This window comes from Candidatus Polarisedimenticolaceae bacterium (assembly GCA_036275915.1).
GTDB lineage: Bacteria > Acidobacteriota > Polarisedimenticolia > Polarisedimenticolales > DASRJG01 > DASRJG01.
Window position 1 is genome coordinate 14,124 of sequence record DASUCV010000014.1, and the last position, 16,604, is coordinate 30,727.

At 68.6% G+C, this 16,604-nt stretch carries 17 protein-coding genes; 12 read left to right on the forward strand and 5 right to left on the reverse strand.

Annotation, left to right across the window (positions count from 1 at the left end; all coding sequences use genetic code 11):
* Window positions 1-41: 41 nt before the first annotated feature.
* The 8 genes from VFV19_11680 (at window position 42) to VFV19_11715 (ending at window position 8,594) form a co-directional block, all read left to right on the forward strand.
* Window positions 42-332, forward strand: coding sequence for a DUF309 domain-containing protein (locus VFV19_11680; protein HEX4824960.1), 291 nt, complete (start codon window positions 42-44; stop codon window positions 330-332).
* The gene (locus tag VFV19_11685) at window positions 329-967 is read left to right on the forward strand and encodes a ribonuclease HII (protein ID HEX4824961.1); all 639 of its coding nucleotides are present in this window, start codon (window positions 329-331) and stop codon (window positions 965-967) included. The genes VFV19_11680 and VFV19_11685 overlap by 4 nt, the downstream gene beginning before the upstream one ends.
* Before the next feature lie 8 nt (window positions 968-975).
* A complete protein-coding gene (locus VFV19_11690) occupies window positions 976-2,541 on the forward strand; it encodes a hypothetical protein (protein HEX4824962.1) in 1,566 nt (521 codons plus the stop codon).
* A gap of 157 nt (window positions 2,542-2,698) precedes the next feature.
* Entirely contained in the window at window positions 2,699-3,883 is a 1,185-nt protein-coding gene (gene sucC, locus VFV19_11695; protein ID HEX4824963.1) for an ADP-forming succinate--CoA ligase subunit beta, read from the forward strand.
* A gap of 2 nt (window positions 3,884-3,885) precedes the next feature.
* A complete protein-coding gene (sucD, locus tag VFV19_11700) occupies window positions 3,886-4,761 on the forward strand; it encodes a succinate--CoA ligase subunit alpha (GenBank protein HEX4824964.1) in 876 nt (291 codons plus the stop codon).
* A gap of 15 nt (window positions 4,762-4,776) precedes the next feature.
* Window positions 4,777-5,190, forward strand: a complete 414-nt coding sequence (gene ndk, locus VFV19_11705; GenBank protein HEX4824965.1) for a nucleoside-diphosphate kinase — start codon at window positions 4,777-4,779, stop codon at window positions 5,188-5,190.
* Window positions 5,191-5,199: 9 nt separating this feature from the next.
* Entirely contained in the window at window positions 5,200-7,032 is a 1,833-nt protein-coding gene (locus tag VFV19_11710) for an ABC transporter transmembrane domain-containing protein (GenBank protein HEX4824966.1), read from the forward strand.
* Complete coding sequence (locus VFV19_11715) at window positions 7,029-8,594, forward strand: glycosyltransferase family 39 protein (GenBank protein HEX4824967.1); 1,566 nt, start codon at window positions 7,029-7,031, stop codon at window positions 8,592-8,594. The genes VFV19_11710 and VFV19_11715 overlap by 4 nt, the downstream gene beginning before the upstream one ends.
* On the opposite strand, the gene VFV19_11720 is transcribed toward VFV19_11715, so the two are convergent.
* The 3 genes from VFV19_11720 to VFV19_11730 are packed head-to-tail and all read right to left on the reverse strand — an operon-like array spanning window position 8,581 to window position 11,497.
* Window positions 8,581-9,207, reverse strand: a complete 627-nt coding sequence (locus tag VFV19_11720) for an isoprenylcysteine carboxylmethyltransferase family protein (protein HEX4824968.1) — start codon at window positions 9,205-9,207, stop codon at window positions 8,581-8,583. The two genes, VFV19_11715 and VFV19_11720, sit on opposite strands and share 14 nt — an antisense overlap.
* Window positions 9,204-10,880, reverse strand: coding sequence for a tetratricopeptide repeat protein (locus tag VFV19_11725; protein HEX4824969.1), 1,677 nt, complete (start codon window positions 10,878-10,880; stop codon window positions 9,204-9,206). The genes VFV19_11720 and VFV19_11725 overlap by 4 nt, the downstream gene beginning before the upstream one ends.
* Window positions 10,850-11,497: a hypothetical protein gene (locus VFV19_11730; GenBank protein ID HEX4824970.1), complete on the reverse strand. Its 648-nt coding sequence runs from the start codon at window positions 11,495-11,497 to the stop codon at window positions 10,850-10,852. Before VFV19_11730 ends, VFV19_11725 begins: the two co-directional genes overlap by 31 nt.
* Window positions 11,498-11,557: 60 nt before the next feature.
* On the opposite strand from VFV19_11730, the gene VFV19_11735 reads away from it, so the two are divergent.
* From VFV19_11735 to VFV19_11750, 4 genes are all read left to right on the forward strand, one after another.
* Window positions 11,558-12,244 (forward strand): hypothetical protein, encoded by a 687-nt coding sequence (locus tag VFV19_11735; protein ID HEX4824971.1) that lies wholly within the window; start codon window positions 11,558-11,560, stop codon window positions 12,242-12,244.
* Entirely contained in the window at window positions 12,241-12,957 is a 717-nt protein-coding gene (locus VFV19_11740; GenBank protein ID HEX4824972.1) for a glycosyltransferase family 2 protein, read from the forward strand. Before VFV19_11735 ends, VFV19_11740 begins: the two co-directional genes overlap by 4 nt.
* Window positions 12,958-13,014: 57 nt before the next feature.
* The gene (locus tag VFV19_11745) at window positions 13,015-13,347 is read left to right on the forward strand and encodes a hypothetical protein (protein ID HEX4824973.1); all 333 of its coding nucleotides are present in this window, start codon (window positions 13,015-13,017) and stop codon (window positions 13,345-13,347) included.
* Window positions 13,348-13,412: 65 nt separating this feature from the next.
* Window positions 13,413-14,015, forward strand: coding sequence for a hypothetical protein (locus VFV19_11750; GenBank protein HEX4824974.1), 603 nt, complete (start codon window positions 13,413-13,415; stop codon window positions 14,013-14,015).
* A 47-nt stretch (window positions 14,016-14,062) separates the two neighbouring features.
* Here VFV19_11750 and VFV19_11755 read toward each other — a convergent pair whose 3' ends face one another.
* Window positions 14,063-15,337, reverse strand: coding sequence for a VWA domain-containing protein (locus tag VFV19_11755; GenBank protein ID HEX4824975.1), 1,275 nt, complete (start codon window positions 15,335-15,337; stop codon window positions 14,063-14,065).
* Between the two features lie 4 nt (window positions 15,338-15,341).
* Window positions 15,342-16,604, reverse strand: a complete 1,263-nt coding sequence (locus VFV19_11760) for a PEP/pyruvate-binding domain-containing protein (protein ID HEX4824976.1) — start codon at window positions 16,602-16,604, stop codon at window positions 15,342-15,344.

Sequence of the window (16,604 nt, forward strand, 5' to 3'; positions counted from 1 at the left end):
CCCGGAGCCGCTGTAATCGGCCCGCGCGTAGAATCGCGCCCATGGCCGATCCGCCCATCGAGGAATTCGAGCGAGCCCTCGTTTCCGGCCGATTCTTCGAGGCGCACGAGATCATGGAGGATTACTGGATCGCCTATCGCGGTGACGATCGCGATTTTTATAAAGGACTGATCCAGTCCGCGGCCGCCCTCCACCACGCGGCCAGGGGAAACGCCGCGGGGGCGAGCCGCGTCGCCGCTCGCGCCCGCGCTTATCTCACCCCGTATGCGCCCCGTCACGGCGGCGTCGACGTCGACACCCTCCTCGAGCGGCTCAAAAGGAGCGCGGCATGAACGCGCGTCTCGCCCGCAAGCTCGCGCGGCTGCTCACGCGCGAGCGGGAGCTGTGGGGTTCGGGAATCGAGCGCGTGGCCGGCGTCGACGAGGCGGGGGTCGGGCCGCTCGCGGGGCCGCTCGTCGCCGCCGCGGTCGTCTTCCCGCCGGGTGTCGGGATTCACGGCGTCGACGATTCGAAGAAGGTTCCCGCGGAGAAGCGGGCGGCCCTCGCCCTGGAGATCCGCAGGGCCGCCGCGTTCTTCGCGGTCGCGATCGTCGAGCCCGACGAGATCGACCGGATCAACGTCTACTGGGCGGGGCTCATCGCGATGGCGCGCGCGCTCGAATCGCTCCCCGAGGCGCCGCAGCACGTCCTCCTCGACGCGCGGCGCATCCCCGGGTGCAAGCTGCCGCAGGAGCCGATCGTCAAGGGCGACGCGAAGTGCCACGCGATCGCCGCCGCGTCGATCCTCGCCAAGACCGTCCGCGACGAGCTGATGGTCGGCTACGAGAGCACCTATCCCGGCTACGGGTTCGGCGCGCACAAGGGATACGGCACGGCCGGCCACCGTGACGCACTCAAGCGGCTCGGCCCGTGCCCCATCCACCGGCGGTCGTTCCTCCTCGTGCCGCCGCCGACCCTCTTCGACTGACCGGGACGATGGACCGTCGATCCTTCCGCGCGGCCTGGCCCGCGCTCGTCCTCGCGGCGGCGGTGCTCCTGCCGTTCCTCGGGAAGGCCTACACGATCGACGACCCGCTCTTCCTTTACCAGGCGCGCCACGTCCTCGAGGACCCGCTCCACCCGACGGCGTTCGACGTGGTGTGGTCGCTCGAGCCGCACCGGATGTCGGCGCTCATGGCGAGCGGCCCCGGGATGGCCTACCTCCTCGTGCCCACGCTCCTCGCGGGCGGTGCCGAGTGGGTGGCCCATCTCACGCAGCTCCTCCTGCTCGCGCTCGCGATCGTCGCGACGGCGTCGTTGGCGTTGACGCTGGACGGTGACGAGACGCAGGCGCGCCGCGCGTCGTTGCTCCTCGCTGCGACCCCGGCCGTCCTCGGGATGGCGGCCACCGCGATGCCCGACGTCGCGGCGATGGCGCTCGGGGTGCTCGGCCTCGAGCGGACCGCGGCGTTCGGCCGCGATGCGCGACGAGGACAGGCGGTCGTCGCCGCGCTGTACCTCGGGGCGGCGACACTCTGCCGCTCGCACCTCGCGGCGCTCGCGGTCGTCGCGTGGCTCCTGGGGCCGAACGATCGCCGCCGATGGATCGTCCCGGTCGCAGCGCTCCTCGCGGCCGCGGCGGCGTTCACGATCACGCGCGATCCGCAGTCCCACGCGGGTGCGGGCGCCGTCGCCGGCGCTGCGGCGACGTTCGTCTTCGCGCCCGCGGTGCTCCGCAATGTCGTCTCGTTCCCGGTGCACCTCGCGCTGGCCTTCCCGTTCGCGATTGCGTGGCTCCTCCTGTGCCCGATCGCGATCGTCAGGAGCCCGGTGCTCTACGTCGCCGGTGCCGGCGCCTGGGCGTACATCCGGCTGCATCCGGAAGTCGGCCCGCAGGTCGCGGCCATCGCCGCCGGACTCGGCGCGGCGGCGCTGTTCGATCTCGCTTGGCAAGCTTTCAAGAGACGGGATCGCATCGACGGCATGCTCGCCACGTGGTGCCTCACTCCGATCGCGGTCGTTCCGTACTTGCACCTTCCGTCCAAGTACCTCTTGGCGGCGGCACCCGCGATGGCGATCGCCGTGGCGCGGCAGAAGGGACGGCTTCCGAAACTCTCCCTGGCGGTGCCGGTCGTCTGCGGCACCCTCCTCGGTGTGCTCATCTTGCGTGCCGATGCGCGCTTCGCGGGGACGGGGCGCCGTGCCGCCGAGACGCTCGTCGCGCCGGCCGTGACATCCGGGAAGACCGTCTGGTTCAACGGACACTGGGGGTTCCAGTGGTACGCCGAGCGCGCGGGAGCGCGGCCGCTGACGCAAACGCCGCCGCACCCGCACTGGGGCGATCTCGTCATCGCGAGCGGTCACGCGGAAGGTGAGTTGATGGGTGCGATGCCGAACAAGCGCCTCGTCTCGTCTCTCGACGACACGCGCCCCGGGGGACGGATCATGAGCCGCGCGTGCGACGCCGGCTTTTTTTCGAACGGCTGGGGCTACCTCCCGTGGGCGTGGGGGAGCGATTCCGTCGATCGCTACGAGGTGTGGTCGATCGAACCGGGACAGTAACCAAGTTCTTCTTACACAGAGGGGACAGCTTCCGAAACTCTGCACGTCGAGTTTTGGAAGGTGTCCCCTCTGTGTAAGAAAAACTTGGTTACTGTCCCCTAGCTCGACGCCTTTCGAGCGGCTTCCTATAATCCCCGGCCGCTCGAGGAGGGAAGCCGTGAAGATCCACGAGTATCAAGCCAAGGCGGTGCTGAAGCGGTTCGGCGTTCCGGTGCCGGAGGGCGCTCCGGCGAAAGATGCCACGGAAGCCGGCGCGATCGCGGCGCGGCTCGGGACGCCGAAGGTCGTCGTCAAATCGCAGATCCACGCGGGCGGCCGCGGCAAGGGGCGGTTCACGAGCGACTCGAAGCTCGGTGGCGTCGTCGTCACCGACGCCGCGAAGGCCGAGCAGGTCGCGAAGGCGATGCTCGGCAACGTCCTCGTCACGAAGCAGAGCGGCCCCGAGGGGCGGACGGTGCGGCGCGTCCTCGTCGAAGAGGGGATGCAGATCGTCGCCGAGTACTACCTCGCGCTCCTCTTGGACCGCGCGCTCCAGGCGCCGATCTTCATCGCGAGCGCCGAGGGTGGTACGGAGATCGAGGAGGTCGCCGCCGAGCGGCCGGAGGCGATCCTCAAGCTCGCGGTGTCGCCGGTCACGGGGTTCCAGCCGTGGATGGGGCGCAAGCTCGCGTTCGGGCTCGGCCTCGGCGACCAGGCGGGGCCGTTCACGAAGCTCGCCGGCGCGCTCTACCAGGCGTTCCTCGGCACCGACGCGTCGATGATCGAGATCAACCCGCTCGTGAAGCTCGCCGACGGGCGCATCCTGGCGCTCGACGCGAAGGTGAGCTTCGATGACAACGCGCTCTTCCGCCATCCCGAGATCAAGGAGCTGCGTGACCTCGACGAGGAGGATCCGCTCGAGGTCGAGGCGTCGAAGTTCGGCCTCAATTACATCAAGCTCGACGGCAACATCGCGTGCATGGTCAACGGCGCGGGGCTCGCCATGGGGACGATGGACATCATCAAGCACCACGGCGGCTCGCCGGCGAACTTCCTCGACGTCGGAGGCGGCGCGACGAAGGAGATGGTGACGAACGCGTTCCGCATCCTGCTCGCCGACGCCGAGGTCCGCGCCGTCCTCATCAACATCTTCGGCGGGATCATGCGCTGCGACGTCGTCGCGGAAGGGGTCGTCGCCGCGGCCAAGGACGTCGGCGTCAAGGTGCCGGTCGTCGTGCGGCTCGAGGGGACGAACGTCGAGCGCGGCCGCGAGATCCTGAAGGAGTCGGGGCTCGCGTTCCGCGTCGCCGACGGGATGCGCGACGCCGCCGAGAAGGCCGTCGCGGCCGCGGCGGGGAGGTAACGATGGCGGTGCTCGTCGGGAAGGAGACGCGGCTTCTCGTCCAGGGGCTCACCGGGCGCGAGGGCGCGTTCCACACGAAGCAATCGATCGAGTACGGAACGAAGGTCGTCGCCGGCGTCACGCCCGGAAAGGGCGGCCAGACGCACGAGGGGATCCCGGTCTTCGACACGGTCGCGAAGGCGGTCGCGGAGACGGGTGCCAACGCGAGCGTCATCTTCGTGCCGCCGCCGTTCGCCGCCGACGCGATCCTCGAGGCGGCGGACGCGCGCCTGCCGCTCATCGTCGCGATCACCGAGGGCATTCCCGCGCTCGACATGATGCGCGTCATGGCGTTCCTGCGGACGGTCCCGGAGGTGCGCCTCATTGGACCGAACTGCCCGGGGATCATCACGCCTGGCCAGTGCAAGATCGGGATCATGCCCGGCCGCATCCACAAGCCGGGTCGCGTCGGCGTCGTCTCGCGCTCGGGCACGCTCACCTACGAGGCGGTCGATCAGCTCACGCGCCTCGGGATCGGGCAGTCGACCTGCATCGGCATCGGCGGCGATCCGATCAACGGCACGAACTTCATCGACTGCCTGCGCCTCTTCGAGGCCGACCCGGGCACCGAGGCGATCGTCATGATCGGCGAGATTGGCGGGACGGCGGAGGAAGAGGCCGCGGCGTTCGTGAAGGCGCACGTGAGGAAGCCGGTCGTCTCGTTCATCGCGGGGCAGACGGCGCCGCCCGGGCGCCGCATGGGTCACGCGGGCGCGATCATCGCCGGCGGCAAGGGGACCGCGGCCGAGAAGATGAAGGCGCTCACCGCGGCGGGGATCTACGTCGTCGACACCCCGGCGGGGATCGGCGAGTCCATTCAATCGGCGCTCGCGCGCTGACCAGGAGACGGGATGATGGAGCGGACGCTCGCGATCGTGAAGCCGGACGGGGTGAAGAACCGCGTCGCAGGGCAGGTGATCAGCCGCATCGAGAAGGAAGGGTTCCGGATCGTCGCGATGCGCCTGCACCACCTGTCGCGCGCGGAAGCCGAAGGGTTCTACGCCGTCCACCGCGAGCGCCCGTTCTTCAAGGACCTCGTCGCCTTCATGACCTCGGGTCCCGTGGTGCTCATGTGCCTCGAGCGTGACGGTGCGATCGTGCACTGGCGCGAGACGATGGGGGCGACCGACCCCGCCAAGGCCGCCGAGGGCACGATCCGCAAGCAGCTCGCCACGAACATCGAGCAGAACACCGTCCACGGCTCGGACGCGCCGGCGACCGCGGCCTTCGAGCTGGGTTGGTTCTTCCGGGGAAGCGAACTCGGCTAGACTCGCCGCATGAAGGAATTGCGCCGGATCTTCGGCTACATGCGCCCGTATCTGGGGCGCATGGTCGGCGCCGCCGTGCTGCTCGCGATCGCGGGCGCGCTCATGTCCGTCGTCCTCCTGACCCTCCAGCCGATCGTCGACGAGGTCTTCCTCGGCACCGCGCATCCGGTGGCGGCCGAGACGCACGGCCAGGCGCAGCACAAGTTCGACTTCCTCGACTCGGTCAAGAAGGCGCTCCCCAAGGAGCGCTTCCTCGAGTGGGCGAGGGACCGCGCCTACCTCGAGGTGCCGCTCCTCCTCGCCGCGATCGTCGGTCTCCAGGCGGTGTTCCTCTACTTCGGCCAGTACCTCGTCATGAAGGTCGGGACCTCGGTGATCCGCGATCTCAGGGCGGATCTCCACGAGGCGATCACCTACCAGTCGCTGCGCTTCTTCCAGGCCAACCCGACCGGCACGATCCTCTCGCGGATCCTCGCGGACGTCGCGCGGCTCCAGAAGGTGTCGACCGACGTCTTCGCCGACTTCGTCCGCGTCGGCGGGAGCATGCCGTTCACGATCGGCGCGGCGCTCCTCCTCGACTGGAAGCTGACTCTCGTGGCGATGATCGCGCTCCCGCTCCTCGCGTACCCGATGATCAAGCTGTCGAAGCGCCTGAGGAAAGCGTCGACGCGCAGCCAGGAGCGTCAGGGCGAGACGGCGAGCCTCCTCGCCGAGACCCTCGCCGGGGCGAAGGTCGTCCAGGGCTTCGTCATGGAGAAGTTCGAGATCGCGCGGTTCCGCGCGGCGCTCGACCGGATGCTGGCGGCCGATCTCAAGGCGGCGCGCGCGGTCGCGCTCGCCCCCGCGGTGATGCAGCTCTTCGGCGGGATCGCGGGTGGGCTGCTCTTCGCGTACGCCGGGCGGCAGGTCGCAAAGCAGAGGATCTCCGGCGGCGAAGTCACGACGATCCTTGCGCTCCTCGGCTACCTCTTCATGTCGATCCGGCGGATGAACACGATCAACACCGAGGCGCAGCAGGCGGTCGCCGCGGCGCGCCGGATCTTCGACGTCATGGACCGCGAGCGCGAGATCCGCGACCTGCCCGGCTCGACGGTCCTGCCGGCGTTCACGCGCGAGATCCGGTTCGAGCGCGTCGACTTCGCCTACGACGCGGAGAAGGTGCTCGACGGGATCGACGTCGCGATCCGGCGCGGCGAGACGGTCGCGCTCGTCGGCACGTCCGGGTCGGGCAAGTCGACGATCGCGAACCTCGTGCCACGCTTCTACGACCCGACCGCGGGACGGCTCACGATCGACGGCCACGACATCCGCAACGCGACCCTCGAATCGCTGCGAGGTCAGATCGGGCTCGTGACGCAGGAGACGGTGCTTTTCAACGACACCGTGCGCGCGAACATCGCCTACGGGCGCTCCGACATCCCCATGGAGCGGATCCTCGCCGCGGCGAAGGCGGCCCACGCCCACGAGTTCGTCGAGAACCTGCCCGAAGGCTACGACACCGTCCTCGGCGAGCGCGGGGCGCGCCTCTCGGTCGGTCAGCGGCAACGCCTGACGATCGCGCGCGCGCTCCTCAAGGACCCGCCGATCCTGATCCTCGACGAGGCCACGTCGGCGCTCGACTCGGAGTCCGAGCGGCTCGTGCAGGACGCCCTCGACGTGCTCATGAAGAACCGGACGTCGATCGTGATCGCGCACCGGCTCGCGACGATCCGCCGCGCCGACCGCATCCTCGTGGTCGAGCGCGGGCGGATCGTGGAGGAGGGAAGCCACCGCGACCTTCTCGCGAAGGACGGCATCTACGCGCGTCTCCACGCCCTGCAGGTCGAGGGGTCCCCCGCGTGACGGGCGCCGCGCGGCGCGACCTCCTTCTCCTCCTCGCCGGCTCGCTCCTCCTCTTCGGCGCCGCCCTCGGCGCTCACGACCTCTGGAACCCCAACGAGCCGATCTACGGCGAGGCGGTCAAGGAGATGCACGCGCGGGGCAGCCTCCTCGTGCCGTACGTGAACGGCCTGCCGTTCGGCGAGAAGCCGATCCTCTCGTTCTGGCTCGGGCTCGTCGCCTCGAGTCTCCTCGGCAGTGTGTCCGAGACGTCGGTGCGGATGCCGTCGGTCCTCGCGGGAACGTCGATCGTGATCCTCACCTATCTTCTCGTCTTGCCTTACGCCGGGCGAGGTCGCGCGCTCGCCGCCGCGACCTTCACCCTGACGACGTATCAGGTCTGGTGGGTCTCGACGACGCTCCAGATGGACGTCCTCGTCGCCGCGGCGACGATCGGCGTGATCGTTCCGCTGACGCGTGTCCTCGACTTCGGCCTCGCGCCGTGGAAAGGGTGGTCGCTCGCCGGGCTCGCCGCCGGGCTCGGCTTCCTCGCGAAGGGGCCGGTCGCCTGGATCTGTCCGGCGCTCGTGATCGGCACCTACGCGGCGTTCTCGAGCAAGCTTCGAGCGTTGATGACGCCCGCCATCGCTCTCGGGGCCGCGGTCGCCTTCGTGATCGCGGTGCCGTGGTTCCTGGCGCTCGCGATGACAGGCCACGCGGACGTCCTCCACGAGGTGCTCATCCGGCAGAACTTCCAGCGGTTCACGAACCCGTGGGACCACGTCGCGCCGTTCTGGTATTACGTTCCCTACGTCTTCATCGACATGGCGCCCTACGCCTTCTTCGCCGTCCTCGCCGTGCGGCTCCCGCGCGAGGACGACGGCGAGCGCCGCCTCGCGCGGCTCGCGTGGGTGTGGATCGCCGCCATCGTCGTGTTCTTCTCCTTCTCGAAGAGCAAGCGAGATCCCTACATCGTCCCGATCGCTCCCGCGGTCGCGGTCCTCGCCATGGAAGTCCTCTCCGGGACGAGGCGCAGGCGCGCTGTCACCGCGATCGCGCTCACGCTGGCGGCGGGGCTCATCGGGGCCGGCCTTTACCTCTCGGCACGCGTCGCGCCGAAGTACCCGGATGCCACGACGACCGGACGATGGCTCGCGGCGACCGCCGTCATCGGAGGCGTGTTCCTGGGCCTCAACGCCTTCCGCAATCGCCGGGTCGCGCTCGCACTCCCCGCCCTCTGCGCCGCGGTCTATCTCGTCGTCGCGGTCTTTGTCCTTCCCGCGCTCGACGTGTACAAGTCCGCGCGGCCCCTGACCGAGGCGATCGCCGCGATGGCCGGGGACTCCAAGGTCGCGTCGTACAACTTCTGGGAGTGGCGATCGGAGTACCGGTACTACCTCGACCGGCCGATCGAGAACCTGACGACGCTCGATGCGCTCCGCGAGGCGTGGTCGGCGCCGGAGCGCCTCGTCCTGCTCGTGGAAGGCAGCAGGCTCGCGATCGCGCGCACGGTGATCGGGGATCGCGCGCCGGCGCTCACACGCGCCGTCGGGTCGCAGACCCTCTACGTCTTCACGAACCGCTGACGGAGGGCGCCGGAGCCGCGACCGGAGCCGCCTCTTCGGGCGGCGGCAGGCGGTGCGAGCGGTAGAGCAGGAAGACCGACACCGCGAGGATCCCGACGACCATCCAGACCTCGCGATTCCGGAACATCCGATCGGACGACCAGCCGAGATTCGACGCGTTCTGGTATGGCCTGAGCGTCGGGATGAGCGCGGGCACCGCCTTGAAATAGCGGTCGTAGGCGTCGCCGTGGATCGCGCGGAGGCGTGCCGGCTCGACGCGCTCCTTCCGCGGCATGTAGTAGCCGAGGAAGATCGCGTAGCCGATCGCGAGGAGGATCAGGTTGGCGAAGTACGGCAGCCGGCACATGATGCAGAGGCCGGTCATGATGAGCATGCGCCCGAGGTAGAGCGGGTTCCGTGTGTAGCGGTACGGCCCCGACGTGATCAGCTCCTTCGTCTTCAGGAGGTGGCCGGCGGCCCAGAAGCGGATCCCCTCGCCGATCGCCGCGATGACGAAGCCGAGCGCGACCTCGAACGGGCGCGGCCGGGCGAAGACGACGATCGTGACGATGAACGCGAACGTCGCGAGCAAACGCACGGCGCCGAGCGCTCGGTTGTAGTTTCCTTCGCTCATCGGGGATCGCGAGGATAGCCTACGCGCCGCGCGAGGTCGAGATTCGCCTGCGCGCGGGCGAAGCCGGGCCGGAGCTTGACGGCGCGCTCGAGGAGGGGGATCGCCTCCGCCGTGCGCCCGGCGCGCGCGAGGAGGGTCCCGGCGTCACAGAGGATGTCGGGATCGTCGGGCCGCAGTCGCGCGGCCTCGACGGCGGGCGCGACCGCCTCGTCGAACCGTCCCGTCGCGATCAGGTCGCGGACGAGGTGGACCCGGAGGTCGGCGTCGCCGGGCCGGTCGGGCGCGGCGAGCGTCAGTGTCGCGGCCGCCTCCGCGGGCTTCCCCTGGAGCTCCTGGAGATACCCGAGATTCGCACGCGCGCCGGCGTGATCGGGCTTGAGCGCCAGGACGCGCGCGAACGCCGCGGCGGCCTCGTCGTTCCTTCCCTTCTCGGCGAGGAGGATCCCGAGGTTGTTGTGCGCGATCCACGCCGACGGGTTTCTCGCGATCGTGTCGCGCCAGAGCGTCTCCTCGTCGCGGTACGCCGTCGCCCGGACGGCGGTGAGGGAGGCGAGCGCGACGACGAGCGCCGCGGCGGCTTGAAGCGTCCAGCGTCGCTTGGCGAGAAACGCGGCGAAGAGAACGATCGGGGCGATGCTGGCGAGATACTGGAAGTGATCGGCGACGAACGCATAGCGCATCGGGTAGACGTCGAAGAAGCCGAGCGCGGGTGCGAGCGTCACGACGAAGAAGGCGAGCGCGGCGAACGCACCACGCGAGAGGCGCCGGCAGAGGACGAACGCCGCGCCGACCCCCACGATCCAGATCCAGGCGAGGATCGACGTCGCGTCGATCGTCCACCGCGGGTAGATGAAGATCAGCGGATACGGCCAGACGAGCTTCGCGAGATAGAACCAGACGATGCGCCCCGAGAGCGCGAGGCGCCCCAGGAGCGACAGCTCCCATTCCGCTCCGCTCGCGCCGACCTGCGTGCGCTCGAGGTGGTGCGTGATCCCGCCGAAGAGCGCGCCGAGCGCGAGCAGGGGAGCGAGCCACAGGGCGGCACGCCGCTCGACCGTTCCCGTCTTCCACCACAGCACGATCGCCATCGCGACCGGCCAACTCGCGGTGACCGTCTTCGAGAGCAGGGCGCAGGCGAACAACAGAGCCGCGAAGAGAGGACGCGCATCACCCCGCTCGCGTCCGAGCGCCCACCCGAGGAAGAGCCGCGACGCGCCGAGGTAGAGCACGCCCGACAGCGCGTTCTTCAGCTCGGACACCCACGCGACCGACTCGACGTGCACGGGGTGCACGCCGAAGATTGCCGCGGCGAGGAAGGCGCCGGGAATCTCGAGAAGAACCAGGATGCGAAAGAGGAGCACCGCCGAGAGAGCGTGGAGCAGCACGTTGACGAGGTGGTAGCCGGCGGGCGCGAACCCCCACAGCGCATGCTCGAGCCAGAACACGGTGTGCGTGAGCGGGTAGTACTGCGGCGTGGCGTCAAGCGTAATCCACGCGGCCGCCAAGCCGTGAGGCGCGGTCAACACCGCGTTCGCCGTCACGTGACGGTCGTCGTCCCAGACGTACCCCGCCGAGAGCACCGGGAGATACGCGGCGACGACGAGCGCGACGAGCCCCGCCGCGAGCCAGCGATCGCGCGTGCTCACCGCGAGCGCCCGCGTATAACGTCCCACGCGCCCTTGATCCGCCGCCCGATCCCCCAGAGCCGCACCGCGCCCGGATCGACACCGGCGAGCGCCTCGTGCTCGGGACGGCCGGTGAAGCGCGCCCGCATGCGCGCCGCGGCGAGGCGATCTTGCGCGGCGAACCGCGCGAAGAGGGACCGACGGATCGGACCCGGCGACTCGCCAAGCACGTACGCGGCGGCGAGATCGACGACGTGCACCTCGCCCTCGGGCGAGACGAGCACGTCACGGTGGTGAAGGTCCGCGATCGCGACGCCGCGCGCGTGGAGTCCCGAAAGGATCGTGTCGAGACGGTCGAACACCGCATCCTCGGCCTCTGGGAATGACGACAGCGGCGCGGCCTCGACCCAAGCGGTAGCCAAGGCGAACGGTCCACGGCGCCCGAGGAATGGAACGAGACCCGGAGCGCCCGCCGCCGCTGAATAGGCCCGGCACTCGCGCCGCACGAACATGCGCCCCAAGGTTTGCCTGACGAGGAGCGGACGCGTGCCGAAGTCCTTGAGCGCGATCGTCTCCCCCGAGGCGAGACGGTAGACGCAGAGGTCGGCTTTCGAGAGGTTGCGTCCGGGGAGCTTGCGCAGGAGCGTTCCGTCCCCGTCCCGCATGCTAGACTCCGCGTCGACCCGCGGCTCCGTAACTCGTTTCAATCGTTGAGATAACCCAAGTTGACGGCTTCGAGGTCGCCCAACATACCACGGTGCCCGACGAGGGACGAGATCGACACCGCCCCGCGGCAGTCGATCGTCGCCGGCACCGGAGGCAAGGCCGACGTCTTCTCGATCCCGGTCGACGGCGTGCGCGTCCTCGTCAAGGACTTCCGGCCCCGCGGCTTCGTCGCGCGCCAGCTCGGCCGCTTCCAGATCGGACGCGAATCGGCCGCCTATGCGACCCTCACAGGAATGGCCGGCGTCCCCGCCTTCGCCGGCCGCATCGACGCCTACGCGCTCGCGATCGAGTTCATCGAGGCCGAGCGCCTAGCGTTCGCCGAGGTCCGCCCCGCCGACGGTCCAACCTTGATCGCGAAGCTCCGCACGATCGTCGACGACCTCCACGCGCGCGGCATCATCCACAACGACCTGCGCGGCCGCGAGAACGTGCTCCTCACGAAGGACGGAAACCTCGTCGTCATCGACTTCGCCGCCGCGGTGCACCTGACACCAGGCGGTCTCACTCACCGGCTCTTCTTTCGCTTCCTCTCGATGGCCGACGAGGCCGCGTTCCTCAAGTGGAAGGGGATGATCGCCCCCGGCTCGTACACGAGCGAAGACGTCGCCTTCCTCGCGCGCTTCGAGCGCTGGCGCGCGCTCTGGCCGTTCAACCCCAAGCGCCGCAAGAGCGCGAGGGCCGCATGACGCCCGAAGTCTCCGTCGTCGCTCCGGTCTACAACGAGATCGAAAGCCTCGACGCCTTCGTCGACGAGCTCCTCGGCGTGATGCGGCCCACCGGGATCCCGTTCGAGATCGTGCTCGTCGACGACGGCAGCAAGGACGGCTCGGCGGAGAAGATCGCCGACCTCGCGCGCCGCAACCCCGAAGTGCGCGGCATTCACTTCAAGGCGAACCGCGGACAGACCGCAGCGTTCGACGCCGGCTTCAAGAACGCGCGCGGCAACGTCGTCGTCACGATCGACGCCGACATGCAAAACGACCCGAACGACATTCCGAAGCTGCTCACGGCGCTCGACGGCCACGACGCCGCCGTCGGCTACCGCGCCACGCGCCGCGACGACGCCGTGCGGCGACTGTCATCGAAGATCGCGAACGGGATCAGGAACCGCCTCTCCGGCGACGACATCATCGACACCGGCTGCTCGCTCAAAGCGTTCCGCGCCTCGGCGCTCGCACCGATCAAGCTCTACACCGGCATGCACCGCTTCCTCCCGACCCTCGTCAAGATCGAAGGCGGCACCGTCGTCCAGGTCCCCGTCGGCCACCGCCCGCGCCTCCAGGGAACAAGCAAGTACGGCGTCTGGAACCGCGTCTTTCGCGCCTTCGTCGATCTCCTCGCGGTGCGCTGGATGAAGAAGCGGCACCTCGGGTATGAGATTGCGAAGAGGGAACCGTAGCAACCGTGAATCGCGTCCATTGCTCCAGTGGCTCGGCCGGCCAATATTGTTTATTCCATGATCTGGTGGCAGCGTGTTCTTAATCGGATGTATGGCGAGCGCGTCTACATGCAAGATGGCACTCGGATCATCTACTTTCCGAGAGAGAGCCTCTTGCGATACATCGTGCCCGATCGGCCGAGCCAGTTCATGACCCGTCGCCCCAAGGCCGCCGTTTGGATCCCACTCTCCTACAGTCCCGAGTCAAAGCAACTTCACGTTCTGATTGACGCCGTGAAGGAATGGGAAATCCCCGCGGGCCAAGAGGTCTCTCAATCCGAACTGGATGACTTGCGAAGCAAGCTCAAGATCTATGTAGGATCTGCTTCCAATCGATTTGCAATGACGTAGCGCAAGTCGCGCCGCGTGCTGCGCCAACGAATGTTTCACTGCCAACTTCTTCGATGTGAGATGCCATGAGATCGCTGTTGTGGCTGCTGTGCGCGGCCCTTGCGACGAGTACATGCAGCGGCGAAACGCTCAGGCCTTCGACCCAGCGAGACTGGACATTCCCATTTGCCGACGGTCCGGTCATTGTCCGGCTCACATCGACACCTAGTGTCGAGGATGGGGCGGCGGTTTACACCGTTCAGCTCATCGCGGGAAAGGCTGCGCCCAGCGTTACCGATGAGGCCGCATTCTTGGCGGATGTGACGGCCGCGATGGGGCACGAAGGAATGTCTCCGACCAGAATCGTCTTGATCGTCTTGGAAATACGAGAGCCGGATGTGAGCAAACGGCTCTCGATCGCTGCGTACAGTTCAAAGGAGTGGCGCGACGCGACGCCCTCTGAGTCCGGGGCGGTGGTTGCCAAACTGCTGAATTCGATACACGCCTACGAGTCCTTCAATGTCTTGTTGCGGCGTTACGGAGTGGCGGTTGAGGTCGCTCACGCCGAGCACATTTCGACGGTGCGTGCGGAGCAACTTGGGCTAAAACCCAATGGCATCGCTGCACTTCCTTCGACTGCGACGTTGGAGCTTGTGGCGCGACGAGAGCCGGCCCGACCTGTTCCCTGAAAACTCGTCCGCTTGAATACGGACGAGAGCGGTCCAGTCGGCGAAACCTACTGCCCCCCCACGCCCGCCTTCTTCCTCGACGGAATCGGCAGATCCGACGGCGCGTAGTAGCCCTTGCGGTTCGTCATGGTCACGCCGGGGCGCGCAGCGGTGACCTTGATTCCGCGCCACGAACCGTCGTGCCTCGGATCGTCGGAGGTGTACGCGAGCATGTACTGGTGCCGGAGGTCGTCGGCGACCTGCTCGAAGCTCCGGCGGAGCTGGCCCGCGCCGGGGGAGAAGACGCTCGTGCCGCCGGTCGCGTCGGCGAAGCCGCGAAGGATCGTGACGAGCGGCTTTCGGCCGTAGAAGTCGAGCTCCTCGGCGCGCGCGGTCGGGTTGTTGTCGAGCGCCTTCGCGTCGCGCGCGATCGACTTGCCGACGCCGATCGCGAAGACCATGACCTCGTTCCGTAACGCGCGCTCCTGCGCCTCTTCGGCGGTGTGAAGGCTGCCTGGCTCGAGGCCGTTGTCCGCCTCGTCGCGGCCGTCGGAGAGGACGACCATGACGCGGCGCCCTTCAAACTGCGAGAGGCGGTCCGAGGCCTTCACGATCGCGTCGTAGAGCGCGGTGCCGCCCTTGGCCTGGACGCTCTTCACCGCGGCCTCGAGCTCGCCGACGTTCGACGTCAGGTCTTGCAGGATGTTGACCTTGTCGGAGAAGGCGATGACGAGGCCTTCGTCACCGGGCTGCACGATCTTGAGGAATTCGTCGGCGGCCGTCACGGCGGACTTGAGCTTCTCGCCTTCCATGCTGAGCGAGGTGTCGAGGACGATCGCGACGCGCAACGGGCGGCGATCGGCCGAGAAGCGGTCGAGCTTTTGCGGGCGATCGTTCTCGAAGATGTGGAAGTCTTCTTGCTTGAGGTCGGTGACGTACTTGCCGCCGGTGTCGCGCGCGATCGCGTAGACGTTGACGAGCGCGACCTCCTCGGTCTCGTTGACCTGGAGGCGGCTCGTCTCGACCGTTGTCTGGATGACCGTGCCGTCGGCGAATGCGGCCGTAGCCTCCAGCGTGTGGCCTTTCGAGCCGTCGCCGAAATCCCAGGTGAAGACCCAGGGTGGGGAGGTCTTCTCTCCGGCCGGGGCGTTGTCGACGAAGAGGGAGACCCTCATCACGGCGACGCCGTTCGGCGGGGTGACGGCCAGCTCCACCTTCGACGGACCGATCAACGTCTGATGGCGGCGGGGGGAGACGAACTTGAGCGAGGAGGGCTGGTCCTGCGAGAGCGCCGGGGCGGTGAGGGCGAGCGCGATCGTCAGTGCGAGGCACCCGGCCTTCATCCCGTCATCCTCCCGGCCGCGAGACGGTGCGGCGTACTTGGAAGACCACTAGGTTACCGGAATCGTCGAAACCCCACTCGACGATCCGTCCCGGACCGAGCGTACGGGCAGCGGCCGCCAGTGTTTCCAACTGGTCGGTCGTGAGGCTGGGGCGGCCCCGCAGCTCATCGGGGAGCGGCTCTTCGATCGTCCCGGGGTGGTTCGGATCGAGGACGATCCAGGTCGCAGCAGGCACGATCTCGGAGGAGAGGATTTCTCCGGTCGATGCTCGGAGCCGGAAGAGGTCGCCGGCGACTTCGCCTTGTGCGATCGCCTCGCCGAGCCCCCACGCGGCGTTGACGGTGACGGTATCTCCGTCCGTCTCGAATACGCCGGATGGGCTCGTCGGGACGACCGCCTGGACGAGGACGGCTTGGCAGGCGGCCGAGGGGAATCCTCCGAGGTAGGCGATGGCGCGCTCGTTCCACAGGGACGCCCAGGTCGCGCGGACCGATGAGACGAGCGAGGCGGGAGAGACACCGAGACGGGAATCGAAGAGGCCGGCCAGCGTTCCCTGCGGGCCGTCCTCGATCGTCGCCGACGAGCGGACGGCGAGGCGTGAGGCCGAGAGCTCACGGGAGGCGGCTTCGATCGAGTTGCGAACGTCGCCGGGAACGGGGCTCGCGAGGATCGCGGCGCGGGCGTGCCGGGAGTCGCTCGCGCGGCGAAGCTTTTCGTCGACCTCGCCTTCGATGTGCCGTCGGTAGGCAGCCGCGGTGACGACGAAGCCGGATGGGACGCGGCACTGGTTCATGACGGCGGAGAGGCCTGCGGCCTTTCCGCCGACGTCTTGGCGCGCGAGCCCGGGAGCGAGGGGGACGACGAATCTCGGGTCGATCGGCCCCGGGGGCGATGAGGGAAGAGGGGACAGCTTCCGAAACTCCGGGGTTCGAGTTTCGGAAGCTGTCCCCTCTGCGCCGTCGCCGATCACGACCACGCCGCGCGTGCCGTCGACGACCACGAAGGCTCCCTCGACGAGGAGGTCGAGCCGCGGCAACCCAACCGACGGCTTGCCCAGCTCGCGCGAGAGAAGGCCGACGTGCGAGAGGGGAGGCGCCATACCGGTGATCGTGCCGGCGGCGGCGACGATCCGCGGCACGTCGTCGGGGACCGCGCGCTCGGCGACGAGGATCGCGCCTTCCGCTTCCCGAGGCGTCAGGTCGGGCCGGTTCCGGACGATGCGGCCGCGCGCGACGCCGGGCGCGATCGCCCTTCCTGCGAGCTTCAT